The 23603-nt window shown below is 66.2% G+C and carries 22 protein-coding genes; 16 read left to right on the top strand and 6 right to left on the bottom strand.

Going from position 1 to position 23603, the window contains the following annotated elements; all coding sequences use genetic code 11:
- Nucleotides 1-169: 169 nt before the first annotated feature.
- The 4 genes from ettA to FHR95_RS16945 all read right to left on the bottom strand — a co-directional run bounded on the left by ettA (nt 170) and on the right by FHR95_RS16945 (nt 4169).
- Nucleotides 170-1831: an energy-dependent translational throttle protein EttA gene (gene ettA, locus FHR95_RS16960; RefSeq protein ID WP_183315308.1), complete on the bottom strand. Its 1662-nt coding sequence runs from the start codon at nt 1829-1831 to the stop codon at nt 170-172.
- Between the two features lie 95 nt (nt 1832-1926).
- Nucleotides 1927-2121: a PA3496 family putative envelope integrity protein gene (locus FHR95_RS16955; protein WP_183315307.1), complete on the bottom strand. Its 195-nt coding sequence runs from the start codon at nt 2119-2121 to the stop codon at nt 1927-1929.
- Nucleotides 2122-2306: 185 nt separating this feature from the next.
- Complete coding sequence (locus FHR95_RS16950) at nt 2307-2741, bottom strand: PAS domain-containing protein (RefSeq protein ID WP_040184653.1); 435 nt, start codon at nt 2739-2741, stop codon at nt 2307-2309.
- A gap of 114 nt (nt 2742-2855) precedes the next feature.
- Nucleotides 2856-4169, bottom strand: coding sequence for an MFS transporter (locus tag FHR95_RS16945; RefSeq protein ID WP_183315306.1), 1314 nt, complete (start codon nt 4167-4169; stop codon nt 2856-2858).
- Between the two features lie 55 nt (nt 4170-4224).
- Here FHR95_RS16945 and FHR95_RS16940 point away from each other — a divergent pair, with 55 nt between their 5' ends.
- The 3 genes from FHR95_RS16940 to FHR95_RS16930 all read left to right on the top strand — a co-directional run bounded on the left by FHR95_RS16940 (nt 4225) and on the right by FHR95_RS16930 (nt 6958).
- Nucleotides 4225-4494: an Rdx family protein gene (locus FHR95_RS16940; RefSeq protein ID WP_040184655.1), complete on the top strand. Its 270-nt coding sequence runs from the start codon at nt 4225-4227 to the stop codon at nt 4492-4494.
- Between the two features lie 107 nt (nt 4495-4601).
- Complete coding sequence (locus FHR95_RS16935; protein WP_246378700.1) at nt 4602-6071, top strand: sodium/proline symporter; 1470 nt, start codon at nt 4602-4604, stop codon at nt 6069-6071.
- A complete protein-coding gene (locus FHR95_RS16930; protein WP_183315305.1) occupies nt 6068-6958 on the top strand; it encodes a DMT family transporter in 891 nt (296 codons plus the stop codon). The genes FHR95_RS16935 and FHR95_RS16930 overlap by 4 nt, the downstream gene beginning before the upstream one ends.
- Here the strand turns inward: FHR95_RS16930 and FHR95_RS16925 are convergent.
- Nucleotides 6949-7695 (bottom strand): arylesterase, encoded by a 747-nt coding sequence (locus tag FHR95_RS16925; protein ID WP_183315304.1) that lies wholly within the window; start codon nt 7693-7695, stop codon nt 6949-6951. The genes FHR95_RS16930 and FHR95_RS16925 overlap by 10 nt on opposite strands.
- On the opposite strand from FHR95_RS16925, the gene FHR95_RS16920 reads away from it, so the two are divergent.
- The 9 genes from FHR95_RS16920 (at nt 7694) to FHR95_RS16880 (ending at nt 19494) form a co-directional block, all read left to right on the top strand.
- Entirely contained in the window at nt 7694-8410 is a 717-nt protein-coding gene (locus FHR95_RS16920; protein ID WP_040184660.1) for an ABC transporter ATP-binding protein, read from the top strand. The two genes, FHR95_RS16925 and FHR95_RS16920, sit on opposite strands and share 2 nt — an antisense overlap.
- Nucleotides 8407-11013 (top strand): ABC transporter permease, encoded by a 2607-nt coding sequence (locus FHR95_RS16915; RefSeq protein WP_183315303.1) that lies wholly within the window; start codon nt 8407-8409, stop codon nt 11011-11013. Before FHR95_RS16920 ends, FHR95_RS16915 begins: the two co-directional genes overlap by 4 nt.
- Nucleotides 11014-11015: 2 nt before the next feature.
- Complete coding sequence (locus FHR95_RS16910) at nt 11016-12443, top strand: polyphosphate:AMP phosphotransferase (RefSeq protein ID WP_183315302.1); 1428 nt, start codon at nt 11016-11018, stop codon at nt 12441-12443.
- A 53-nt stretch (nt 12444-12496) separates the two neighbouring features.
- Nucleotides 12497-13924 carry a hypothetical protein gene (locus FHR95_RS16905; RefSeq protein WP_183315301.1) on the top strand — a complete coding sequence of 476 codons (1428 nt, stop codon included), beginning with the start codon at nt 12497-12499 and terminating at the stop codon, nt 13922-13924.
- Nucleotides 13925-14104: 180 nt separating this feature from the next.
- Nucleotides 14105-15370 (top strand): serine hydroxymethyltransferase, encoded by a 1266-nt coding sequence (gene glyA, locus FHR95_RS16900; protein WP_183315300.1) that lies wholly within the window; start codon nt 14105-14107, stop codon nt 15368-15370.
- A 232-nt stretch (nt 15371-15602) separates the two neighbouring features.
- Entirely contained in the window at nt 15603-16397 is a 795-nt protein-coding gene (locus FHR95_RS16895) for a FadR/GntR family transcriptional regulator (RefSeq protein WP_183315299.1), read from the top strand.
- A gap of 71 nt (nt 16398-16468) precedes the next feature.
- A complete protein-coding gene (locus FHR95_RS16890; RefSeq protein ID WP_183315298.1) occupies nt 16469-17503 on the top strand; it encodes a TRAP transporter substrate-binding protein in 1035 nt (344 codons plus the stop codon).
- Nucleotides 17504-17578: 75 nt separating this feature from the next.
- Entirely contained in the window at nt 17579-18193 is a 615-nt protein-coding gene (locus FHR95_RS16885; protein ID WP_183315297.1) for a TRAP transporter small permease subunit, read from the top strand.
- On the top strand, nt 18193-19494 hold the full coding sequence (locus FHR95_RS16880) for a TRAP transporter large permease (protein WP_183315296.1): 1302 nt from the start codon (nt 18193-18195) through the stop codon (nt 19492-19494). Before FHR95_RS16885 ends, FHR95_RS16880 begins: the two co-directional genes overlap by 1 nt.
- A 102-nt stretch (nt 19495-19596) precedes the next feature.
- On the opposite strand, the gene FHR95_RS16875 is transcribed toward FHR95_RS16880, so the two are convergent.
- Entirely contained in the window at nt 19597-20106 is a 510-nt protein-coding gene (locus FHR95_RS16875; protein WP_183315295.1) for a gluconokinase, read from the bottom strand.
- A 292-nt stretch (nt 20107-20398) separates the two neighbouring features.
- On the opposite strand from FHR95_RS16875, the gene FHR95_RS16870 reads away from it, so the two are divergent.
- The 4 genes from FHR95_RS16870 to FHR95_RS16855 all read left to right on the top strand — a co-directional run bounded on the left by FHR95_RS16870 (nt 20399) and on the right by FHR95_RS16855 (nt 23353).
- Nucleotides 20399-21808, top strand: coding sequence for an MBL fold metallo-hydrolase RNA specificity domain-containing protein (locus FHR95_RS16870; protein WP_183315294.1), 1410 nt, complete (start codon nt 20399-20401; stop codon nt 21806-21808).
- A 194-nt stretch (nt 21809-22002) separates the two neighbouring features.
- Nucleotides 22003-22590 carry a rhodanese-like domain-containing protein gene (locus tag FHR95_RS16865; protein WP_183315293.1) on the top strand — a complete coding sequence of 196 codons (588 nt, stop codon included), beginning with the start codon at nt 22003-22005 and terminating at the stop codon, nt 22588-22590.
- 68 nt (nt 22591-22658) lie between these two features.
- The gene (locus FHR95_RS16860) at nt 22659-23132 is read left to right on the top strand and encodes a DsrE family protein (RefSeq protein ID WP_246378698.1); all 474 of its coding nucleotides are present in this window, start codon (nt 22659-22661) and stop codon (nt 23130-23132) included.
- Between the two features lie 29 nt (nt 23133-23161).
- Nucleotides 23162-23353, top strand: coding sequence for a YgaP family membrane protein (locus FHR95_RS16855; RefSeq protein ID WP_183315292.1), 192 nt, complete (start codon nt 23162-23164; stop codon nt 23351-23353).
- The last annotated feature ends 250 nt before the right edge of the window (nt 23354-23603 follow it).

Here is a 23603-nt window from a genome sequence, read left to right as displayed (position 1 = left end):
TGAGCCACCAGCAGCTTGAACCACTCGTCGTATCGATTGCTCATAAAAACACCCCGAAGGTTGGATTGGGTGTCCAACTTTCGGGGTGCAGTTCATCGGCGGGGGGTCCTCTTCCAGCTTCAAGCTTCAGCCCGCGAAGCGGGCATTCTTACGGCTCGGCGAAGCAGGGTCAGGCGTCGATGCGCTTGTACTTCATGCGATGCGGCGTGTCGTCGCCGACGCGCTTCTTGTGGTCCGCCTCGTACTCGGTGTAGTTGCCCTCGAAGAACTCCACGTGGGAGTCGCCCTCGAACGCCAGGATGTGGGTGGCGATGCGGTCGAGGAACCAGCGGTCGTGGGAGATCACCAGTACACAGCCGGGGAAGGCCAGCAGGGCCTCCTCGAGCGCCCGCAGGGTCTCGATGTCCAGGTCGTTGGAGGGCTCGTCGAGCAGCAGCACATTGGCGCCCTGCTTCAGGGTCTGGGCCAGCTGCAGGCGACCGCGCTCGCCGCCGGAGAGCTCGTTGAGGCGCTTCTGCTGGTCGTTGCCCTTGAAGTTGAAGCGGCCCACGTAGGCGCGCGACGAGACCTCGTAGCCGTTGATGTTGAGAATGTCCTGGCCGTCGGAGACCGCCTCCCACACCGTCTGCTTGTCGTCGAGGTGGTCCCGCAGCTGCTCGACATAGGCGATATCGACGGTCTCGCCGACCACCACCTCGCCGGCGTCGGGCTGCTCCTTGCCGGTGATCAGCTTGAACAGCGTCGACTTGCCCGCGCCGTTGCCACCGATGATGCCGACGATGGCGCCCTTGGGTACGCTGAAGGTGAGATCCTCGTAGAGCAGCTTGTCATCGAAGGCCTTGGACACGTCGTGGAACTCGATGACCTTGTCACCCAGCCTCGGGCCGGGCGGGATGAAGATCTCGTTGGTCTCGTTGCGCTTCTGGAAGTCGCCGGACTGCAGCTCCTCGAAGCGATTGAGGCGTGCCTTGCTCTTGGCCTGTCGACCCTTGGCGTTGCTGCGTACCCACTCCAGCTCGTGCTTGATCGCCTTCTTGTGCGAGGCCTCCTGCTTGGCCTCCTGCTCGAGACGCTTCTCCTTGGCCTCGAGCCATTGGGAGTAGTTGCCCTCGAAGGGAATGCCCTGGCCGCGGTCGAGTTCGAGGATCCAGCCGGCCACGTTGTCGAGGAAGTAGCGGTCGTGGGTGACTGCCACCACAGTGCCGCTGTAGTCGTGCAGGAAGCGCTCCAGCCAGGCTACCGATTCGGCGTCCAGGTGGTTGGTGGGCTCGTCAAGCAGCAGCATGTCGGGACTGGAGAGCAGCAGGCGGCACAGCGCCACGCGGCGCCGCTCGCCACCGGAGAGGGTGCCGACGCGGGCCTCCCAGGACGGCAGGCGCAGGGCTTCGGCGGCTACCTCCAGCTTGCGCTCGAGGTTGTGGGCATCGGAGGCCTCGATGATGTTCTCGAGCCGGGCCTGTTCGCTGGCCAGGGCGTCGAAGTCGGCATCCGGCTCGGCATAGGCCGCGTAGACGGCGTCGAGCTTCTCCTGGGCCTGCATGATCTCGCCCAGTGCCTCCTCGACGGTTTCGCGGACGTTCTTGTTGTCGTCCAGCGCCGGCTCCTGGGGCAGGTAGCCGATGTTGATGCCCGGCATGGGGCGGGCCTCGCCCTCGAACTCGGTATCGACGCCGGCCATGATGCGCAGCAGGGTCGACTTGCCGGCGCCATTGAGGCCCAGCACGCCGATCTTGGCGCCCGGGAAGAAGGAGAGCGAGATGTCCTTGAGAATCTGCTTCTTGGGGGGCACGACCTTGCCCACCCGGTTCATGGTGTAGACGTATTGCGCCATGTGAACCTATCGGTTGGAAGAGTTTGAGTGGCCACGATGATAGTGCTCAGCGCAGGCAAAGGCCAGAGCGTCGACCCGGTTCCGCCCGAGGCTGGCTATTCCTCTTCTTCGAGGGCCCAGTCGTCCTCGATGGCGCGGCGTAGGCGGCGCTCCTCGATGAGGGCCTCCACGCGTCGGCGCGCTCGCAGCGTATCGGCTCGGCTGCCGGGACGGACGCGACTGTCGTCGTTGACCGCTTCCAGGTAGTCCTGATCGTCATCGGTGGTGTCGAGAAGAGGTTCATGGCGCATGTGATGTCCTCCCATGGCCCGGGGCCGAACGCGTCTGCGTCCGGCGTATCACTCGATCGCTTCTCGTCCCGGGGGCGGAACCTGAAGCGCCAGCAGGCAACGGCCGTTGCCTGCTGGCTATATAGCGTCACGGAACCGCGGGCACAAGCCTTTCGCGACAATTTTTCGCGAAGACCTGGGGTGGCTCAGGTCAGGCCATGTTCGGTCTTGAGCCGCTCGAGCTCCTGCTGAGCCTCGACGCGCTCGGTCACGTCCTTCTGCACGCCGATGTAATACGTGAGGTGATCATCCTCGTCGTACATGGGGGTGATGGACAGCTCGTTATAGAAGAGGGTGCCGTCCTTGCGGTAGTTGCGCAGCACCTCACGGCAGGGCCGACCTGCCTTGAGGGCCTTGCGGATGGCATCGAGCCCCGGCTGGTCGCGATCCTCGTTCTGCAGGAAGCGGCAATCCTGGTAGAGGATCTCGTCGGCGCTGTAGCCGGTGAGGCGTTCGAAGCCCTGGTTGACGTAGATCAGGATATTCTCGTCGCCCTCTTGCTCGGCGACCACGATGCCGTCCTCAGAGGCATCGATGATGCGTTCCAGCAGTTCCGGGCTGATCAGGGGGGATCGTTTCATGCAGGGGATTCCTGTCGCGGTGCCCTTGGCGCATCGCATGGCGGCAAGGAGCGGGATATGCCTCTTATCATGGCCAGGCGGCGTCGGGATTTCAACGCGCCCGCGCGCCGGTGGTCATTCCACCTCGGGCAGGCGCTGGGCACTGGCCGCTGCGCCGAGCCCCATCAGCGCCAGGGCCGCCAGCACCCCGGCGCTGCCCAGCCACTGGGCCAGCAGGCCGATAACGCCACCCACGATCAGCATCAGCACGCCGATGAGGGTGTTGGACAGCGCCAGGTAGAGGGCGCGACTGTCCGCCCCGGCCATATCAACGAGATAGGTCTTGCGGCCCAGGCGAACCCCGGCGTGGATCATCACCAGCAGGGCATACACCAGCGCATAGGGCCAGACAGTCTCGCTCCAGGCGCCGGGCAGCCAGGCGAAGACGGCCCCGAGCAGACACCCAGCCGCAGTGCCCAGCCCGCCGTCGCGCATCACTCGGCGGCTCGAGGCATCGGCGCGCTTGCCCCATAGCGGGCTTGCCAGCATGCCGGCCACTCCCGAGACCACGATCAGGAGGCCCAGACCGCCGAGTTCCGCGCCGCTCTGCTGCTGGCCGAGCAGCGCCACATAGGGCAGGGCGAGAGCGCTGGCCAGCAGCAGGGCGCGGGAGACGTTGAAGTGCAGGAAGGCCCGGTCGTCACGCAGCAGGCGCATCCCCAGCTTGATGCTCTCCCAGGCATTCTCGCCGCCTTCGACGGCGCCGGGCGTCTCGGCGATGCGCGACGCGCATAGCGCATTGACGGCCCAGCCCAGCGCCGCTATCGCGAGCAGCACGGCCAATGCCAGCTCCCCCGGGCGGTCGCCGAACAGCATCAAGACCCCGCCCGCGGCCAGGGTCACACCGCCGGCCACGCTGCCGCTCCAGCCCATCAGGGTGCCGCGGCGCTGCTTGGCGATGGTCTTGCCCATCACGTCCTTGGTGGCAATCGATGACAGGCCGCGGGCCAGCGACAGCGCAACAAGCACCGCCAGCACCAGCCCGCCACCGACGCCGCCCGAGCCGAAAAGGGCCAGCAGGGCCAACAGCGCGGCGGCCAGGGCCTGCAGGATGCCGCCCAGCACCCAGACCCACTTGCGCTCGGGCCTGAGCCTGATGAAGCCGGCCACGAACAGCTGGGGCAGCAGGGCACCGGACTCGCGGATCGGCACCAGCAGGCCGACCATCCACAGCGGGGCACCGATCACCCCCAGCAGCCAGGGCAGCACCAGGCGGGCGCTGGAAAGCTCGTCGGCCAGCTTGTTGCCCAGCGATGCCGCTAGATGCAGGAGAAAATTGCGGGGCTGCTCGTGGCAGGCCTCGTCCGGGATATCCCGGCACATCCGGCTGTCCTCGTCGCCGGTGAGCCACTCGAAGAGGCGGGACTGGCTGATCTCGGGGGCGGCCATCGGGTCTCCCTGACTGCTATCATCGGACGCTCATTGTTGCGACATTCGAGGCTTCATGTCACGTATTCGAATCCACTACTGTACCCAGTGCCAATGGTTGCTGCGCAGCGCCTGGTTCGCCCAGGAACTGCTCTCCACCTTCGGCGAGGACCTCGATGAGGTAGCCTTGGTGCCGTCCCACGGGGGCCATTTCGAGATCTTCTACGACGAGGCGCCGCTCTGGGAGCGCAAGCGCGATGGTGGCTTTCCCGACATCAAGGCCCTCAAGCAGGCGGTGCGCGACCGCCTCGACCCCGAACGCGACCTGGGACACCTCGACCGCTGAGCCCCGTCCCATCTCAGCCGGCACCGGCTAGCTGACAAGCGCACACCCCGAGCGCGGAAACTGCCAGACTGCAACGAAGCGATGCTATCAGGCGAGGTGATCCATCGATGTTAATGCTCCAGGGAAGTTTCATCTTCTTCATGCTGTTCTTCCTGCTCATCGGCTTCTCGTCGGTACTGGTAAGACGTAAGGAAAGCACCGACTACCTGCTGGCGGGGCGCAGCCTGCCGCCTTCCCTGGCGGGGTTGTCGGCCGTGGCGACCAACAATAGCGGCTACATGTTCATCGGTGTCATCGGCTACACCTATTCAGCGGGGCTGGCGGCGGTCTGGCTGATGATTGGCTGGATCGTCGGCGATTTCTTGATCTCACTGCTGGTGCACCGGCGCCTGCGGCGGGCGACCGGGAGTTTCGATTCGCTCACCTATCCGACCCTGCTGGGCAACTGGTACGGGCAGAACCAGGTGGGCGTGCGCGTCGTGGCAGCCCTGATAGCCGTGGTGTTCCTGGGGGTCTACGCCGCTGCACAGCTCAGTGCCGGCAGCAAGGCGCTGAACGTGTTGTTCGGCTGGCAGCAGGGGCTCGGGGCGGTCATCGGTGCCACCATGGTGCTGTTCTACTGCTTCTCCGGGGGGCTGCGGGCCTCGGTGTGGACCGACGCGGCCCAGTCGAGCGTCATGCTGTTGGGGATGGGGCTGATGGTATGGATCACCATCGCCGAGCAGGGCGGCGTCGAGCCGAGCTGGGCGGCCCTGAACGCGGTGTCGACAACCTACATGAACTGGTTCCCGACCGACCTGGCCTTTGGCGGTTTGGGCCCGCTGCTGTTCGTGATCGGCTGGCTGTTTGCCGGCATCGGTGTCATCGGCCAGCCGCAGATCATGGTGCGCTTCATGTCGCTGGACAGTGAGAAGAGCATGCGGCGCGCCCGCGCCTATTATTACGGCTGGTTCACCGCCTTCTACAGCCTCGCCATGCTGGTGGGTCTGATGTCACGCCTACTGCTGCCGGAAATCGCCGACTTCGATGTGCAGCAGGACACCGAGTTGGCTTTGCCGGTCATGGCGGCGGAGCTGCTGCCGGGTATCCTCGCCGGCTTGGTACTGGCCGGCCTGTTTGCTGCCACGATTTCTACGGCAGATTCGCTGATCCTGACTTGTTCGGCCGCCATCAGTCGAGATCTCCTGCCTTCGCGCTTTCAGGGTTACACCACTACCCGGATCGCTACCCTGGTGGTGATCGTGATGGCGCTTACGATCGCGCTGTTTTCCAATGAGACCGTCTTTTGGCTAGTGTTGCACGCTTGGTCGGGGCTGGGTGCCGCTTTTGCCCCGCTGCTGGTCATATACACGCTGGGACGCTGTCCGCCCCAATGGCTGACCATCGTCATGGTGGTGACAGGCCCGGCAGTGGTGCTGCTCTATCAGCTGCTGGACCCGCGCGTCGTCGACACCGTCTACGAGATTCTGCCAGGCATGGTGGCCGGCGGGCTGGTCTACCTGGTCGGCGAGGTGATCGTGCGTCAGCGCCGGGGGAAAGCACCCTTGACACCCGGCGTGAACGAGAAGTCACGATGAGCCCTGACCGCCAGGCGATGCTCTTTGGGTTGGGGGCCGTGGCGATGTGGTCCACCGTGGCCACGGCCTTCAAGGTGGCGCTCGGCTACATGTCGCCGCTGACGCTGATGTGGATCGCCTCGCTGGTCTCCTGGGCGTTGATCGGCGTGCTGGTGGCCCGCCAGGGGCTGCTGGGCCAGGCGCTCAGGCATGGCTGGCGCACCGCCGCCTGGGCGGGACTGATGAATCCGGTGGCCTACTACCTGGTGCTGTTCGGTGCCTACGACCGTCTCCCCGGCCAGGAAGCCATGGCGCTCAACTACACCTGGGCGCTGGCGATGGCCTTCCTGGCGGTGCCGCTGCTGGGCCAGCGGCTGACCCGCATCGACGTGCTGGCGGGGCTGATCGCCTACGGCGGGGTGTGGGTAATCGCCACCCGTGGGGCGGTGTTCGATGTGGCCTTCGCCGACCCCCTGGGCGTCGGCATGGCGCTCGCCTCGACGCTGCTCTGGGCGCTCTACTGGCTGCTCAATGCCCGCGATCACCGTCCGCCGCTGGTGGCCCAGTGGCAGAACTTCAGCGTCGGCGTGCCGGTGCTCACGGGACTGTTGCTGGCCGGACCCGGTATCGCCTGGCATGGCTGGACGGCGCTGGGAGCCGGCATCTACGTGGGACTGTTCGAGATGGGTATTGCCTTTGTGCTCTGGCAGCTGGCCGTGCATCGGGTCTCGCGCACGGCCAAGGTCTCCAACCTGATCTTCCTTTCGCCACCGGTGTCGCTGCTGCTGCTGCACTTGGTGGTGGGCGAGCCGATCCTGCCTTCGACTCTGGTGGGCCTGGTGCTGATCCTCGGCGGCCTCGGGCTGCAGCAGTGGCAGAAGGCACCCGTGCCGGTGGCTCAGTCCTGACCGATCTCCGCCACAACGGCGCCGTTCGCCTCGAGCAGCGGCGCGAGCTTGGGCCAGACATTTTCCAGGATCCGTGGCTGCGCCTCGGCGGTGGGGTGGATGCCGTCGGACTGCATCAGCTCGTTCTCCAGGGCTACGCCCTCGAGCAGGAAGGGCACCAGCAAAAGGTCGTAGTCGTTGGCCAGTCGCGTATAGACGCTGGTGAAGGCGTCGCGGTAGGCCCGGCCGTAGTTGGGCGGGATATCAATGCCGAGCAGCAGCACCTCGGCGCCGGCTGCCTGGCTGGCCTCGATCATGTCGGCCATGTTGGCCTCGAATTGCCCCGGCGGCAGCCCGCGCAGGCCGTCGTTGCCGCCGAGCTCGAGCAAAACAATATCGGGTTCGTGCTGTCCGAGAAGATCGGGCAGGCGCGCGGCCGCGCCGCGGGAGGTCTCGCCGCTGATGCTGGCGTTGATCACCCGCGCCTTCCCGTCCAGGCGCGCCTGCAGCAGACTGACCCAGCCGGTCCCCTGCTCGATGCCATAGGCAGCGCTCAGGCTGTCGCCCATCACCAGCAGCACAGGCCTGTCGCTATCCTGCGCCGCCTGGGCGGTCGACGGAAGCGTCGACAACCCCAGCACCAATAACCCCAGCGCTAACAACCAGGGCGCGGCGAGCCAGACTACCGTCAGCCAGTGCCCAGCAAGCCGATACGCTGGCTGTCGGCCCAACGCACCTACAGGGAAGCCCTTTGCCATGTCCATCTCCTCTCGAACGGATGCCTCGCCGATTCTACACGCCGACCACCTCGCCAAGGAGGTCGAGAGCGGCGAGCGGCGGCTGACCATTCTGAGTGATCTGTCGCTGTCGGTGTTCCCTGGCGAGAGCGTGGCGATCCTCGGCCAGAGCGGTGCCGGAAAGTCGACCCTGCTGGGCCTGCTGGCGGGGCTGGACTCGCCCAGCGGGGGTGAGCTGTCGCTGTTCGGGCAGTCACTGCGCGCGCTCGACGAGGATGGCCGGGCCTCGCTGCGCGCGGGGCGGGTGGGATTCGTGTTCCAGAACTTTCAGCTGCTGCCCACCCTGACGGCCCTGGAGAACGTGTTGCTGCCGCTGGAGCTGTCGCCGAGCCCCGATGCCGAAGACCGCGCTCGCGACTGGCTGACCCGCGTGGGCCTCGGCGAGCGCCTGGGCCACCTGCCCAAGCAGCTCTCGGGAGGGGAGCAGCAGCGCGTGGCCCTGGCCCGGGCCTTCGTCACCGGCGCCGAGCTGGTGTTCGCCGACGAGCCCACCGGCAACCTGGACCCGGTCACTGGCGAGCGCATCATCGAGGCGCTGTTCTCGCTCAACCGCGAGGCCGGCACCACGCTTGTGCTGGTGACCCATGACCATGCCCTGGCACGGCGCTGTGATCGCTGCCTGCGCCTGGAGGGCGGCCGACTGGTCGAGATGGCGCACGACGAGGTGATGGCATGAGTCGCACCGCCTGGCCGGCCCTGCTGCGCCTTTCCGTCCGAAGCCTGATTCGTGACCTGCGCGCCGCCGACGTGCGCGCCCTGGCATTGGCGTTGGCGCTGGCGGTGGCCGCCTCGACCATGATCGGCTTCTTTCTCGACCGGCTTGACCGCGGCCTGACCCGCCAGGCGGGCCAGCTCGCTGGCGGCGACGTGGTGCTGGAGCAGGGCCGGCCCTTCGACGATGAGGTGCGCCGGGCCCTCGAGGAGGCCGGCCTGACGCTCTCTGACCAGGTCGACATGGTCTCCATGGTGAGCCGCGATGATCGCTTCCAGCCGGCCAGCCTCAAGGTCGTTGACGGCGTCTACCCGCACTACGGCACGGCCCGGGTGGACCGCGGCAACGGCGTCGAGTCGCTGGCGCATGGCCCGCCGCCGGGCGAGGCCTGGGTGGCGCCGCGGCTCGCGGTACTGATGGAACTCGAAGTGGGCGACCGGATTCGCCTGGGTGAGACCGAACTCGAGGTCGGCGGCGTGATCGAGCGCGAGCCCGACCAGTCGGCCGGCTTCGGTAGCTTCAATCCGCGGCTGATGATGCACCACGACGACCTGGAGGCCACCGGCCTCGTCCAGGAGGGCTCGAGGGTAGAGTTCGAACTGCTGGCCGCCGGCAGTGCCGAGGCGGTGGCCCGCGTTGAGCCGCTGCTGGAGCGGCTGCGCCGCCAGGGGGTGGAGGTGCGCGACGTGCGCAGCGACCGTCCCCAACTGGGCAATGCCCTGGAACGTGCCGAGAAGTACCTCGGCCTGGCGGGGCTTGCCGCCGTGCTGCTGGCCGGCGTTGCGGTGGCCATGTCAACCCGCCGCTACGTCGATCGCCACCTCGATACCGCCGCGCTGCTGCGCTGCTTCGGCGCCACCCAGCGCGAGCTGCTGCACCTGTTCGTGCTGCAGCTGCTGTGGCTGGCACTGGCGGCCTCGGCGCTGGGGGCGCTGCTCGGGCTGGCCGGGCAGGCGCTGCTGGTGTGGCTGCTGTCGGCCTTCCTGCCATTCAGCCTGCCGGCCCCCGGGCTGTTGCCGCTGTGGCTCGGGGTATTCACCGCCCTGGCGGTGCTGGCCGGCTTCGCCGGGCCGACCCTGCTGCGCCTCAAGCGGGTCAGCGCCCTCAAGGTGCTGCGCCGCGAGCTGGACCCGCTGCCACCCTCGGCCTGGCTGGTGGTGAGCGTGGCGGCGCTGGTCTTCGGCGGGCTGCTGTGGCTCTACTCCGGCGACCTCTGGCTCGCTGCCGGGCTGCTGCTGGGGGGGCTGGTGATGCTGGTGGTGCTGTGGGTACTCGGCGGCGTGCTGCTGGGCCTGGTGCTGCGGGCCACCGCCCGGCTGCCGCGCGGCCATGCCCCGGTGAAGGGCCCGGCGGATGGCATGATCACCTCGGTGCGACTGGGCGGCCAGCAGCTGGCTCGGCGCCGCCATGCCAGCCTCGGCCAGCTGCTGGCCTTCTCGGTGACCTTCTTCGCCGTGGCGATGATCGCCCTGGTACGTGGCGACCTGCTGACCACCTGGCAGGCCCAGCTGCCGGCGGACACGCCCAACCACTTCGCCATCAATATCCAGCCCCAGGAGCGGGACGCCTTTGCCTCGGCCCTGACGGGAGCCGCCGATGCCCGCAGCGCCCTCTATCCGATGGTGCGAGGGCGTCTCACCGCCATCAACGGCGAGGTCCCGCAAGAGGCCGTACCCGCCGAATCGCGAGGTGACAACGCCTTGCGGCGTGAGCTCAACCTGACCTGGCGCGAGACCCTCCCCGAGGGCAACCGAGTGGTGGCGGGAGAGTGGTTCGCCGACGACCAGACTGGCGAGGCTCGCAGCTGGATGGACGAGGTGGCCGCCGAGCCCGCTGCCGGCGACGCGCCGGTGCCGATCTCCGTGGAAGATGGTCTCGCCGAGCGTCTCGGGCTCGCGCTGGGTGACCGCCTGACCTTTACCATCGGCAGCAATGAGGTCACCGGCGAAGTGACCAGCCTGCGCAGCCTCGACTGGGAGAGCTTCCGTCCCAACTTCTACGTGATCTTCCCGCCGGGCATCCTGGAGCAGTTCGGCCACAGCTACATCACCGCCTTCCACCTCGACGATGACGAGCGCGACTTGCTGCGCCAACTGGTGCAGGAGTTCCCGGCGGTCACCCTGCTCGACGTGGAGGCCATTCTCGGCCAGGTACGCGAGGTGTTGACGCAGGTCACCCGGGCGGTGGAGCTGGTGCTGGGCTTTGTGCTGCTGGCCGGCATCAGCGTGCTCTACGCGGCGCTCACCGCCAGCCTGCCGGTACGCGCCCACGAGAGCGGCCTGCTGCGGGTGTTCGGGGCCAGCAATCGGCTGCTGTCGCGGATGCAGGCGGCGGAGTTCGCCGTGCTGGGACTGGCCAGCGGGCTGATGGGGGCCCTGTTGGCGGAACTGGCTGCCGCCGGTATCTACCTGGCCTGGTTCGACCTGGCGCCCAGGATCCACGGGTTGATGTGGCTGATCCTGCCGCTGGGCGGTGCGCTGCTGATCGGCCTTATCGGCCATCTGCTGTCACGGGGCCTGCGCAAGCAGGCACCGGCGGCCAGTCTCGGCTTGCTGGGCGAGGCCTGATCATGCAGACCCGTATCCTTCGCGCCCGCCTGCTGGAGGCTCAGCTCGACCTCGCTCACCGCCGGGAGCAGTCGGTGATCGTGCTGCTGACCGGCCATGCCGCCACCCATAAGGGCCGACTGGTCAACGAGCTCAACCACTGGCTGGAGAACCGCCACACCGAGGTGCATGCCTTGGGTCCAAGCAGCGAGGAGCAGGAACGACCCTACTGGTGGCGCTTCTGGCGGCGCATTCCCGACCGCGGCCGCATCGGTATCTTTATCCATGGCTGGTATGGCGATGGGCTCTTTGCCCGCGCCGAACGGCGTCTCTCGCCGGGGGCCTTCCGGGACCGGCTGGCCGAGATCCGCGCCTTCGAGGCCGAGCTGGCCGCCGAGGGCGTGGTCCTGCTCAAGCTGTGGATGGACATCGACCGCAGCGACCAGCGCCATCACCTGCAGGCGCTGCAGGCCGACCCCGTGCGTGCCTGGCAGCTGACGACCGCCGACTGGCAGCGCCATCTGCAACACGCCGCCATCGAGGCGCTGGGGCGCGAGATGCGCAATGTCACTGCGGTGGACCATGCGCCCTGGCGGCGTCTCGACTTCCGCGACCCCCCGGAGCAGTTGCAGCGGGTGGGAGCACTGTTGCACGAGACTCTGGTGGCGCCGCCCGAGCCGCCGTCTGAGGTGCCGGAGGTGATGGCCGGCGAGATGCCGGCGGCGCCGTCGATACGGCGGGCCGATCCGCGCACCAAGACCTCGTTGAAGAAGTCCAGCTATGCGGCGCGTCTTGTCGAAGAGCAGGGCCGCCTGGCCATCAATGCCCGGGAAGCGGCACGCCGACGACTCCCGGTGGTGCTGGCGTTCGAGGGGCTCGACGCGGCGGGCAAGGGGGGCAGCATCCATCGGCTCACCGCGGCACTGGATGCCCGCCAGTATCGGGTTCATCGCATTGCCGCCCCCAGTGACGAGGAGCTGGCATTGCCCTGGGCCTGGCGTTTCTGGCGTCGACTGCCGGCCGATGGACGCATCGCCATCTTCGATCGCAGCTGGTATGGCAGGGTGCTGGTGGAGCGGGTCGAAGGCCTGGCGCCCGAGGCGGCCTGGCGGCGCGCCTACGCCGAGATCCGCGAGTTCGAACGCCAACTGCTGGCGCATGGCACGGTGCTCGGCAAGCTGTTTCTGGCCATCAGCCAGGAGGAGCAGTTGCGCCGCTTCAAGGCGCGGGCCGCCACCCCTCACAAGCGCCACAAGCTCACCGACGAGGACTGGCGCAATCGTGAGCGCTGGGATGACTACCGGCAGGCCATCGACGAAATGTTTGCCCGTACCCAGGCGCCGGGTGCCGAGTGGGAACTGATCGCCTGCGACGACAAGCGCCGGGCTCGGCTGAGGGTGCTGGAGAGCGTCAATGAGCGGCTCGAGGCGCGCCTTGCCTCACCCATTTAAGCTACGCTCATTGGGTTGTCTTTTTCCTGCACGGCTACACAGGAGGTGATTCCATGCCGTCTACCCCATTTAGCCTTCGCGCCCTCCAAGGGTTCGGCGCCCTGGCAGTGGCGATGTCGCTGTCGGCTGTCGTGGCCCCTCATGCCCATGGCTCGACCGAACGCCTCGAGGCCGATCTGCGAAGCCTGGTCAGCGGACAGGGTGAGGTCGAGATCGGCGAGGTATCGAGTGGCGTGCTGCGCTCGCAGGTGGCCGCTCAGGCGCTGGAGTTTCGCGGCGAAGCGGGCGAGCGTTTGATCATCGACCGCTATGTGGTCAATGGCGACTACGATAGCCCCGACGAGGTCATCCTGGAGGGGCTGCGCCTCGAGGACGAGCTGTCCGAACTGGCGCTGGTGGAGATCGAGCGTATCGTCCTCGGCGAGCCCTCGCGCGCCGTCTTTCCGCTGGATGGCAGCCTGGCCCCACAGGATGTCAGCATCGCCACGCTGGCCATCGATGACGTTATCTTCGATTTTGCCTCCGAGCTGGCCCGCGAGCTGTTCGACGAGGCTGACGTGGACGACACCCAAGCGCGTATCACGATTGCCCGGGTGAGGGGCGAGGGGCTCAGCCACGCGGCCATCGATCGCTTCGAGGTTGCCGACGTCTCGGGCGTGGGCGAGAGTCTGGGCGAGTTCGGCGCCGGTTCCTTCACGCTTGCCTCGCTGGTGTTCGAAGGCCTGCAGGGCCTCGATACCGAGGAGCAGCAGCGACTCGATGCGCTGGTGCTCAGCGACCTGGTGATTGACGCTGAGCGGCTCGTCGGACGCCTGGCGCGCTTGAGCGTCGATGGCGACATGAGCGACGGCGAGGGCGGCGTGGTGATCGATGATTTCCAGGCCGACCTGGCGCGCATGATCGAACTGGCACCGGAGGAGGAGAGAGCCCAGTTGCGCATGGCCAGCAACGTGCTCACCGACGGCAGCGGCAATTTGCGCATCGATGCGGCGCTGCTCGGCAACTGGGAAGAGGGCGAGACGCAAAGCCTGATCACCAGTGATAGCCAGGTCACGGTCCACGACGCCCTGAGGCTGGGGTTCGATATCGAACTGCCGGTGGTGCTGCCCGAGGGCATCAGTCCGGCGGCCGTGTTTGCCGATGCCGAGGTGCTGGAATTGGCCACGCTGCTGGGCGGAAACCTGCGCCTGATCCTCAACGAGGAGGGGCTGTTCGGCCGCATGGCCACCCTGGGCGCGGCCATGGAAGGGATCACCGAGAGCCAGTACATCGAGCAGGCGCGGACTCAGGCCGAGGGCTTCGGCATGATGTTTGGTCCCCAGGTGCAGCAGTTCCTGCTGGGGCTTGTCTCGCTGGCCGAAGGCACCGCCGAGGAGCTCGAGGTAGCCCTCACCCTGCCGGCCGAGAGCAACCTGGAAACCTACACGGGCGACCCCCTCTCGCTGCCCGAGCGCCTCGAGATGCGGGTGGAAACGCGCTGAGCCCGGATTGTCGGGTCGGCAGGCCCGATAAGCCGCAGGCGCATCGGACGTTGTCGTGGCTTGGGCGGCGGGAAGATGAAGAGCACGCCACTCGTGATGACCGCCTTTCATGTGAAAGCCGCCGGGGGCTGGGGTATCATGTGCTCCCCAGATTCTCCTGTTTTGCGAGGTTTCCCGCCGATGTTCAGCCGCGACATGCAGATTGCCGGTTTCGATGACGTCCTGTTCGATGCGATGCAGAAGGAAGTCGCACGCCAGGAAGCGCACATCGAGCTGATCGCCTCCGAGAACTACGCCAGCCCCCGGGTGATGGAGGCCCAGGGTAGCCAGCTGACCAACAAGTACGCGGAAGGCTATCCGGGCAAGCGTTACTACGGCGGCTGCGAGTACGTCGACATCGTCGAGCAGCTGGCCATCGACTACGCCAAGGAGCTGTTCGGCGCGAGCTATGCCAACGTCCAGCCCCACTCCGGTTCCCAGGCCAACGGCGCGGTCTTCCAGGCGCTGGTCAAGCCGGGCGATACCATCCTGGGCATGAGCCTGGATGCCGGCGGTCACCTGACCCACGGCGCCAAGCCCAACTTCTCCGGCAAGCACTACCACGCCGTGCAGTACGGCCTGGGCGAGGGCGGCCTGATCGACTACGCTGAAGTGGCCAGCCTGGCCCGTGAGCACAAGCCCAAAATGATCATCGCCGGCTTCTCCGCCTACTCCCAGGTCATCGACTGGGCCAGGTTCCGCGAGATCGCCGATGAAGTGGGCGCCTATCTGCTGGTCGACATGGCCCATGTGGCCGGCCTGGTGGCGGCTGGCGTCTACCCGACGCCGCTGCCCCACGCCCACGTCGTCACCACCACCACCCACAAGACCCTGCGCGGTCCGCGTGGTGGCCTGATCCTCTCCGCCGAGGGTGACGAGGCCATCGAGAAGAAGCTGCAGTCCGCGGTCTTCCCGGGCGGCCAGGGCGGCCCTCTGGAGCACGTCATCGCCGCCAAGGCGATCTGCTTCAAGGAAGCCATGGACCCTGCGTTCAAGACCTACCAGCAGCAGGTCGTGAAGAATGCCCAGAGCATGGCCGGCGTGTTCATCGAGCGCGGCTTCGAGGTGATCTCCGGTGGCACTGAGGACCACCTCTTCCTGCTCTCGCTGGTCAAGCAGGGCCTGACCGGCAAGGACGCCGATGCCGCCCTGGGCCGTGCTCATATCACCGTCAACAAGAACGCCGTGCCGGGCGACCCGCAGAGCCCCTTCGTCACCTCGGGCCTGCGTATCGGTACCCCGGCCGTGACCACCCGCGGTTTCGGCGAGACAGAGTGCCGGGAACTGGCCGATTGGATCTGCGATATCCTCGACGTCATGGCGGCGGGGGACGACACCGCCGCCATCGAGGCCGAGGTCAAGGCGAAGGTCGAGGCGGTGTGCGCCCGCCTGCCGGTCTATCGCTGAGTCACGCTGTCGCTGACCTATCCTGGCTGAGTGGCCAGGTTTTTTGAGCGCCTCGCCGGGATGCACCTTGGCGGGGCGCTCTCGTATCTGCGGGGGGATCGCCCTGCCCACGAGTCGGGTTGTACTACGTGATCTATTTTCTGACTAAAGTCTAAAGGCAAGCCGGCGATATCTGGGCGACCCTATGTCCGACATAGAGTGAGCCAAGTCGTACAGGAGTCGCCCAGCGCCCATGTCGTCGCCTCAGCCCTCATCCGGGCGCAAGTCCGCCCACAAGCCCGATATCGCCGAGGACCTCGCCCGGGCGATCTTCGCCGGCGAGCACCCGCCGGGGTATTTCCTGCCCCGTGAACTGGACCTCTGCGCCCACTACGGCGTTAGCCGCAGCACCGTGCGCAGTGCCCTGCAGCAGCTGGTCTCGGCGGGCATGCTGACGCGTATCTCGGGGCAGGGCAGCCGGGTGCGCGAGCTCACCGACTGGCACCTGCTGGACCCGCGGGTCAGCGACTGGATGGCGCGTTTTGCCCAGCCCAATCCGCGCATCCAGCGCGACATCTTCGCCTTTCGCGTGGCCGTGGAGCCCTTTATGGCGCGGCTGGCGGCAGAGCATGCCACCGCCGCCGACCTGCTGGCCATCGAGACGGCCTGGCACGACATGATCCGTGCCCTGGAGGCGCCCGATCGCTGCTGCGAGGGGCGCAGCCACGACGAGCACGACGTGGCCTTCCACGAGGCGATCTTTGCGGCCACCCACAACCTGCTGTGGGCCCAGCTCAGCCATATGCTCAAGCCGGCCATTGGCCTGTTGGTGGAGACCTCCAACCACAGCGCGGCCGAGCTGAGCGACAGCATGGAGCGCCATCGCCGGTTGATGGAAGCGATTCGCCTGCGCCAACCCGACGCCGCCGAGCAGGCGGCCCTCTCGGTGCTCGAGCGCACCGGGCTGGACCTGGGCTTCGAGAGCCTGTTCGACCATCCTTCGCCACGTCTGCGCCTGCCGGGCGTAGACGTTCCCGAGCCGGGATGACCGGTTCGCCTCCCTTGCGGTGTCCTGCACCGACAACAACAACTGCCATGCACTCAAGAAGGAAACGCACCATGAAACAGATCACGCCACGCTCCGCCTTTGCCCTCAAGGGCCTGACCGCCGCCGTGCTCGGCACGCTGGCTTTCTCCGTACAGGCCGCCGAGTACGAGTGGACCTTCCAGACCTCGGAGACCTCGGGCGAGCCGCAGTTCGAGCTCAAGAAGGCCTGGGCCGAGAACGTCAACACCATGTCCGACGGGCGCATCGAGATCGAGATCCTGCCGGTCAATGCCGTGGTGCAGGCCAACCAGACCCTGGATGCCGTCCAGTCCGGCATCCTCCAGGGCCACCTCACCGACCCCAGCTACTTCTCCGGCCGCGACCCGGCCTTCGGCATGCTCGGTAACCTGGTGGGCGCCTGGGGCGACCCGCTGGAGTTCCTGGAGTACATGAACCACGGCGGTGGCGAGGAGCTCTACAATGAGCTGGTCAATCCCTACGGCGTGCAGCTGCTCGGCGCCGCGGCCACCGGCCTGGAGTCCTTCCCTTCCAAGCGTCCGATCCGCACCGTGGAGGATCTCGAAGGGCTCAAGGTGCGTGCCCCGGAGGGCATGGTCTACAACATCTTCGAGAAGGCCGGCGCTGCGCCGGTGAACCTGCCGGGCTCCGAGGTCTACACCTCGCTGGAGAAGGGCGTGATCGACGCCGCCGACTACACGGTGTTCTCCACCAACCACAGCCAGGGGCTGCACAGCTTCGCCAACTACCCGAACTATCCGGGCTTCCACTCGCTGCCGATGGTTGCTGTGTCGCTCAACAAGGAGATCTGGGACGGCCTGCCAGAGGATCTCCAGGCGATACTGGAGACCTCGGTCGACAAGCTGGCCTACGAGATGGTCTTCGAGCTCAAGCAGCTTGACCTCGAGGCAGTCGCCGAGGCGCGTCAGGACCCGGACATCGAGCTGATCGACATGTCCGCCGAGGAGCGCGCCAAGTTCCGCAACATCGCCAAGGAAGAGTGGGCGGCCTGGGCCGAGCGCAGCGAGATGAACCAGAAGATCTACGACTCTGTGGTCGAGTTCCTGAAGGCTCGCAACCTGATGTAAGCCTTCCCCCATTCACTTTTTGGCAAGCTGACCATCGTCCGGGCGCGACCCGGGCGATGCGTCAAGAGACCCGTCATGACCCAATCTTCCCCCGACAACCGCGACCCTGCCGAACTGGTCGATGAGGTCGAGGCACTCGGCCCCGAACGCACCGCCCTGGACCGCCTGGTGGCCCGCGGCGCCCGCGGCGCCGCCTGGATGGTGCTGATTGCCATGGGCATCAGCGTGGTCGAGGTGTTCCTGCGCTACGGTTTCAACAACCCCACCTCCTGGGTGCACGAGTCGGTGGTCTTCCTGGTCGCCGTGACCTTCGCCCTGGGGGGCCCCGCGGCGCTGGCCCGCAACAGCCATATCCGCGTCAAGGTGCTCTACGACAGCGCCGGCCCGCGGCTCAAATGCTGGATGGACCGCTTCAACGACCTGGTGACCCTGGGCTTCTGCCTGGCCATGAGCTATGCCGCCTTCCATATGTTCTGGCGCGCCTCGCACAACCCACTGGGCGAGTGGCAGCTGGAGCGCTCCGGCACCTCCTGGAATCCGCCCTTTCCGGCGCTGGTCAAGGGCATGATCCTGTTCGCACTGGCGCTAATGACCCTGCAGGCGCTGCTGCACCTGGTGCAGTCGATTCGCGCCCGTCCCGCTGACCATGAGCCTATCGCCCATGAGTCCACCGACAGGGAGACACGCTGATGGATATCGGGACGGCCACGATCCTGATGATCGCTGCCATCTTCGGCCTGCTGGTCACCGGCCTGCCGCTGGCTTTTATCACCGGCCTGGTGGCGATGGTCTTTACCTTCGGCTGGTTCGGCGAGACGGCGCTGCCGCTGGTCACCAGCCGGGTGTTCAGCTTTATCACCGAATACTCGCTGGTGGCGGTGCCGATGTTCGTGCTGATGGCCTCGCTGCTCGACCGCTCGGGCATCGCCAAGGACCTGTTCAACGCCATGCGGGTGTTCGCCGGGCGGCTACCCGGCGGCGTGGCGGTACAGACCATCGTGGTGGCCTTCTTCCTCGCCGCGCTGTCGGGGATCATCGGCGGCGAGATCGTGCTGCTGGGCATCCTGGCGCTGCCGCAGATGCTGCGCCTGGGCTACGACAAGCGGCTCTCCATCGGCGTGGTGTGTGCCGGTGGGGCGCTGGGTACCATGATGCCGCCGTCGATCGTGCTGATCATCTACGGGCTGATCGCCAGCGTCTCCATCGCCGAGCTGTTCACCGCGGCGATCACCCCGGCGGTGATCCTGATGGGCTCCTACATCGCCTACGTGCTGGTGCGCTGCCTGAAGAACCCGGCGATGGGCCCGCCGCTCACCGCCGAGACCCAGGACAATCCCTTTGCCAGCAAGTTCGAGGCGATCAAGGCGATCCTGCTGCCGGCCATGATCGCCTTCCTGGTGCTGGGCACCATCTATGGCGGCATCGCCTCGGTGACCGAGGCCGCGGCCATGGGCGTGTTCGGGGTGATGCTGGCGATCGTGCTGCGCGGCGAGTTCAGCGTGGCGATGTTGCACCACAGCCTGGGCCAGACGCTCTTCACCTGCGGCATGATCATCTGGATCGGTATCGGCGCTGCGGCGCTGGTGGGGGTCTACAACCTGATGGGCGGCAACCGCTTCGTCTCGGGGATGATCCTGGGGCTCGACGTGGCGCCGATCGTGATCATCCTGGTGATGATGGCGATCATGCTGGTGCTGGGGCTGTTCCTCGACTGGATCGGCATCGCCATGCTGGCCCTGCCGATCTTCCTGCCCATCGTCACGGAGTTGGGCTTCGACCCGATCTGGTTCGGCATCCTGTTCGCGGTGAATATGCAGGTGTCGTTCCTGTCGCCGCCGTTTGGCCCTGCGGCCTTCTACCTGAAGAGCGTGGCGCCGCCGGAGATAAGCCTCAAGGACATCTATGTCTCGGTGCTGCCCTTCATGGCGATTCAGCTGCTGGTGCTGGCGGCGCTGCTGACCTGGCCTCAGCTCGCTATCTGGCCGCTATAGTCGTGAAATTAAAAAGACGATACCGCAATAAAACGGGGAGGCCATTGGCCTCCCTTTTTTATTACGCATCCGCTGATGTTTTACGCTTTTACCAGGTGAGGTTCAGGCTCCAAGCCTTTCGATAAAGGTCGAGACAATCTCCTCGGGAGAGAGCGATATATCCAGGCGGATCGCCTCATCTTCGTCCGGCGGTTCCAGGTCGCGAAGCTGGCTATCCAGCATATGATCGCCCTGGAAGAAATGCCCCTGGCGCGCGCGCAGCCGTGACAGCAGGAGCTCCCGGCTGCCATGCAGGTAGAGAATCTTCAGGTCCGGCGCGCCGCCGCGCAGGGTGTCGCGATAGCGGCGCTTGAGCGCCGAGCAGCCGATCACCAGCGAACGCCCCCGAGAAGCATGGTTACGCAAGAAGCCGGCGAGCGTCTCGAGCCAGCCCTCCCGGTCGCCATCGTTGAGCGGTTCGCCGCGTGACATCTTGGCGATGCTGGTGGGGCTGTGGTGGTCATCGGCATCGATGAAGTCGGCATCGGTGGCCTCGGCAAGGCGCTTGCCGATATGCGATTTTCCGGAGCCTGAAACCCCCATGACCAGCACAAGTGTTGGCGCGGAGTTCATCTGTGTTCTTCCATTTTTCGGTGGGCGTATTGTCGTTCATCATAGCGAAAAAATCGCACAAATGGCCAGTGAATGTCGGCCCATGCAGTGGCGGTTCTGCTCGGCTGTGGTGGGTGCGTAATAGGCTTGGCCGGTGGTATTCCTGTAACGGGATGACCCGGGTCAAAGGGGCCGGCATGAACGACGCCGGGTGTGGTCAAATCCGTTATGCTGAGGCCAAGGGGCATCCCGTGGCCGTCTGTTGGCTCGGGTCACCGGCGATACCCCATCTTCGGCGAGAAGGAGCGAGACCATGTCGACACTCACCTTCCAGGGCGCGGTCAAGGAAGTCACCGGCTCGCGCTATCTCATCGAGGTGGACGGCAACGGCCGGGCGCACAAGCTGCTGCTGGAGTGTGGCCTGCACCAGGGCGGTAGCGACGCCGACGCGGCCAATGCCAAATCCTTCGGCAAGCTGCCGCGGGAACTCGAGGCGGTGGTGCTCTCGCATGGCCATCTCGACCACTCGGGGCTGCTGCCCAAGCTGGTGCGGGAGGGCTATCGCGGGCCGATCCACTGCACCCGGGGCACCCGCGACTTGCTGGAGATCATGCTGCAGGACGCGGCCTTCATCATGGCCAAGGACGTCGAATGGGAGAACAAGTGGCGACGCCGAAACGGCAAGCCGCTGGTCGAGCCGCTCTATGAGCTGGACGACGTGGATCAGACGTTGGCGCTTTGCGAGACCCATTCTTATGGCCACCCAGCCCGGCTGCCGGGCGGGGTGACCCTGGTGTTCCGCGACGCCGGCCATATCCTCGGGTCGGCCATCGTCGAACTCGCCGTGCCCTCCGGCGGGCAGCACAAGCGCCTGGTCTTCTCGGGGGATCTGGGCAACCCCAGCTCGGTACTGATGAAGGACCCCGGGAAGCTCTACGACGCGGACCTGGTGCTGATGGAGAGCACCTATGGCGACCGCGACCATCGGCCGCTGGACGAGACCCTCGAGGAGTTCGCCCGGGTGCTGGAGGAGGCCCACGAGGCGGGCGGCAACGTGCTGATTCCTGCCTTCGCCGTGGGGCGTACCCAGGAGATCCTCTACCATCTGAGCGTGCTCTACCACGAGGGGCGGCTGCGCCAGCAGATGGTGTTCCTCGACAGCCCCATGGCGATCAAGGTCACCGAGCTATACCACCGGGCCCGCAAGTCACTGGATGCCGAAGACCTCAAGGTGCTCAACGTGGCGGCCAGCGGCGACACCCGTCAGTATCTGCCGATCCTGCGTATGACCCGCACGGTGGAGGAGTCGATGGCCATCAATCGCCTACACGGCGGGGCGATCATCATTGCCGGGGCGGGGATGTGCAACGGCGGGCGCATCATCCACCACTTCCGTTACAACCTGGAGCGACCCGATACCCGGCTGGTGATCGTCGGCTTTCAGGCGGCAGGCACGGTAGGGCGCCAGATCGTCGACGGCGCCGAGCGGATCCGCGTTCTGGGGCGGGACCTGGTGGTCAAGGCGAAGGTCCACACCATCGGCGGCTTCTCCGCCCATGCCGGCCAGACCCAGCTGCTGGGCTGGGCCGGGGCCTTTCGTAACCGGCCGCGCTTCTATCTGGTGCATGGCGAGCCCGGCGCCCAGCAGGCGCTGCAGGCGGCGCTGGCCGAGAGCGATATCGAAGCCGAGATTCCCGCCTACGACGATCGGATCGAGCTCTGACGGGGCCTACCGTCCCTCACGAACCGTGCTCAAACATAGGCCTGGTAAGCACCAGCGCACCAGGCAAGGTGTCTCCTCCACGGCCAGCTTCTTGACCTGCATCAAGGTGCGTCTTCATGCCCCATGCAGACGATGCCGCAATGCACTAGGCTTCTAGGGAAGTAAGAAAAGTTATTTCTTTAGAGGTTTTAGTTATGAAAATGACACATCTACTGGCGAGTTCGCTGCTGGCGGTGACCCTGGTCACCGGCCCGGTTGTTGCCCAGGACGACGTTCCCGCCTACCGGGAAACCCAGCTCGGGCTCTACGTCACGGCGAGCGAGGCCTATGAGCTGATGCAGGACAACGAGCGGGCCGTGCTGATCGACGTGCGCGACCCCATCGAGATCAAGTTCACCGGTTTCGCCAAGCCCACCGATATTCATGTGCCCTGGGTGCTGGCCGATCGTGACAACTTCAACGAAGACGCCAAGACCTGGCCGATGGTCAAGAATGCCGACTTTGAGGCCCAGGTGCGCGCGGAGCTGGAGGCCCTGGAGGTGGCCGAGGACGATCCGATCATCGTCATGTGCCGTTCCGGCTCTACCCGCAGCGCGCCCGGCGCCGACGTGATAACCGAGATGGGCTTCAACAAGGTTTATTCGGTCACCGACGGCTTCGAGGGCAGCAAGCTCGAGGAAGGGGATTCCAAGGGGGTGCGCGCCGTGAACGGCTGGCGCAACGCCGGGCTGCCCTGGAGCTATGAGATCGACCCCGACGTCGCTTGGCGTCCGGCCGAGTAAACGCCATTCGCAGGCCTTCGTCGACCGGCGAGGGCCCGCCATCATGCACGATCCAACGAGGTGAGCACATGACGATCAAGAAAACACTGACCCTGGCTACCGCCGCTGCTGCCATCGGACTCTCCGGCGCTGCCCTGGCCGACAGCCACGGCGGTGATGAATCGAAGGACCAGGCGCTGGTGATCCTCACCAGCGACTCGCTGCAGACCCAGGGCATGGCGATGATCCTGACCCGGAATATGCAGATGCAGGGTACGGATCCGAACATTCTGCTCTGCGACCAGGCGGGCGATCTTGCCGTGGAGGGGTATGCGAGTGACGCGCCCTTCAAGACGCCGGAGATGAGTGAAGTGGACCAGATGACGCCAGAAGCGATCCTGAAAATGCTGATCAAGGATGGCGCTCAGGTGGATGTCTGCGCCATCTACTTGCCCAATAGCGAGCATCAGGAGGGAGACCTCCTGGAAGGCGTCGGCGTCGCCGCCCCGGGCCCGATGGCCGAGATGATGCGAGACCCGAGCATCCCCGTTTACAGCTTCTGAGTCGCTGACACTAACCGAAGGAGTTCGTCATGCAGAGCAATGTGGGCGGTATCGACAAGATTGCCCGTATCGTGGTTGGCGCCGTGCTGATCCTGCTGGCCCTCACCGGCACCATCGGGGTCTGGGGCTGGATCGGCATACTGCCGCTGGCTACCGGCCTGTTCAACTTCTGTCCGGCCTGGAAACTGCTGGGCATCGATACCCGCAAGTCGACCAAATAGCCCGTCTGGCGCGGGCCGCTAACTACCCCTGCAGCGCCTGCGACCTTCGGGTCGCAGGCGTCTTGCGTGTGCGCCAGGCATGGCGCGCAGCGCCTGACTGGCGCTGTTCCCGAGGGTGGTGCCTCGGGATGACTTGGGGGTGAAAGTCCCCTGCACGGCAAGGGGAAGTGCTAGCCGACGGCAAGGGTGTCTCCCGCGAGGGGGAATCTGAAGGCAGCCCGAGGCAAAACGCTGGCCTGACGAACAGGAA

The organism is Halomonas fontilapidosi (assembly GCF_014192285.1).
Classification (GTDB): domain Bacteria; phylum Pseudomonadota; class Gammaproteobacteria; order Pseudomonadales; family Halomonadaceae; genus Halomonas; species Halomonas fontilapidosi.
The sequence above is the reverse complement of the archived record's forward strand: the minus strand, read 5'-3'. Positions and strand labels throughout refer to the sequence as shown.

Coding starts and splice junctions, on each gene's coding strand:
- ettA (WP_183315308.1), bottom strand. CDS start 1,831: ATGGCGCAATACGTCTACACCATGAACCGGGTGGGCAAGGTCGTGCCC.
- FHR95_RS16955 (WP_183315307.1), bottom strand. CDS start 2,121: ATGCGCCATGAACCTCTTCTCGACACCACCGATGACGATCAGGACTAC.
- FHR95_RS16950 (WP_040184653.1), bottom strand. CDS start 2,741: ATGAAACGATCCCCCCTGATCAGCCCGGAACTGCTGGAACGCATCATC.
- FHR95_RS16945 (WP_183315306.1), bottom strand. CDS start 4,169: ATGGCCGCCCCCGAGATCAGCCAGTCCCGCCTCTTCGAGTGGCTCACC.
- FHR95_RS16940 (WP_040184655.1), top strand. CDS start 4,225: ATGTCACGTATTCGAATCCACTACTGTACCCAGTGCCAATGGTTGCTG.
- FHR95_RS16935 (WP_246378700.1), top strand. CDS start 4,602: ATGTTAATGCTCCAGGGAAGTTTCATCTTCTTCATGCTGTTCTTCCTG.
- FHR95_RS16930 (WP_183315305.1), top strand. CDS start 6,068: ATGAGCCCTGACCGCCAGGCGATGCTCTTTGGGTTGGGGGCCGTGGCG.
- FHR95_RS16920 (WP_040184660.1), top strand. CDS start 7,694: ATGTCCATCTCCTCTCGAACGGATGCCTCGCCGATTCTACACGCCGAC.
- FHR95_RS16925 (WP_183315304.1), bottom strand. CDS start 7,695: ATGGCAAAGGGCTTCCCTGTAGGTGCGTTGGGCCGACAGCCAGCGTAT.
- FHR95_RS16915 (WP_183315303.1), top strand. CDS start 8,407: ATGAGTCGCACCGCCTGGCCGGCCCTGCTGCGCCTTTCCGTCCGAAGC.
- FHR95_RS16910 (WP_183315302.1), top strand. CDS start 11,016: ATGCAGACCCGTATCCTTCGCGCCCGCCTGCTGGAGGCTCAGCTCGAC.
- FHR95_RS16905 (WP_183315301.1), top strand. CDS start 12,497: ATGCCGTCTACCCCATTTAGCCTTCGCGCCCTCCAAGGGTTCGGCGCC.
- glyA (WP_183315300.1), top strand. CDS start 14,105: ATGTTCAGCCGCGACATGCAGATTGCCGGTTTCGATGACGTCCTGTTC.
- FHR95_RS16895 (WP_183315299.1), top strand. CDS start 15,603: ATGTCGTCGCCTCAGCCCTCATCCGGGCGCAAGTCCGCCCACAAGCCC.
- FHR95_RS16890 (WP_183315298.1), top strand. CDS start 16,469: ATGAAACAGATCACGCCACGCTCCGCCTTTGCCCTCAAGGGCCTGACC.
- FHR95_RS16885 (WP_183315297.1), top strand. CDS start 17,579: ATGACCCAATCTTCCCCCGACAACCGCGACCCTGCCGAACTGGTCGAT.
- FHR95_RS16880 (WP_183315296.1), top strand. CDS start 18,193: ATGGATATCGGGACGGCCACGATCCTGATGATCGCTGCCATCTTCGGC.
- FHR95_RS16875 (WP_183315295.1), bottom strand. CDS start 20,106: ATGAACTCCGCGCCAACACTTGTGCTGGTCATGGGGGTTTCAGGCTCC.
- FHR95_RS16870 (WP_183315294.1), top strand. CDS start 20,399: ATGTCGACACTCACCTTCCAGGGCGCGGTCAAGGAAGTCACCGGCTCG.
- FHR95_RS16865 (WP_183315293.1), top strand. CDS start 22,003: ATGAAAATGACACATCTACTGGCGAGTTCGCTGCTGGCGGTGACCCTG.
- FHR95_RS16860 (WP_246378698.1), top strand. CDS start 22,659: ATGACGATCAAGAAAACACTGACCCTGGCTACCGCCGCTGCTGCCATC.
- FHR95_RS16855 (WP_183315292.1), top strand. CDS start 23,162: ATGCAGAGCAATGTGGGCGGTATCGACAAGATTGCCCGTATCGTGGTT.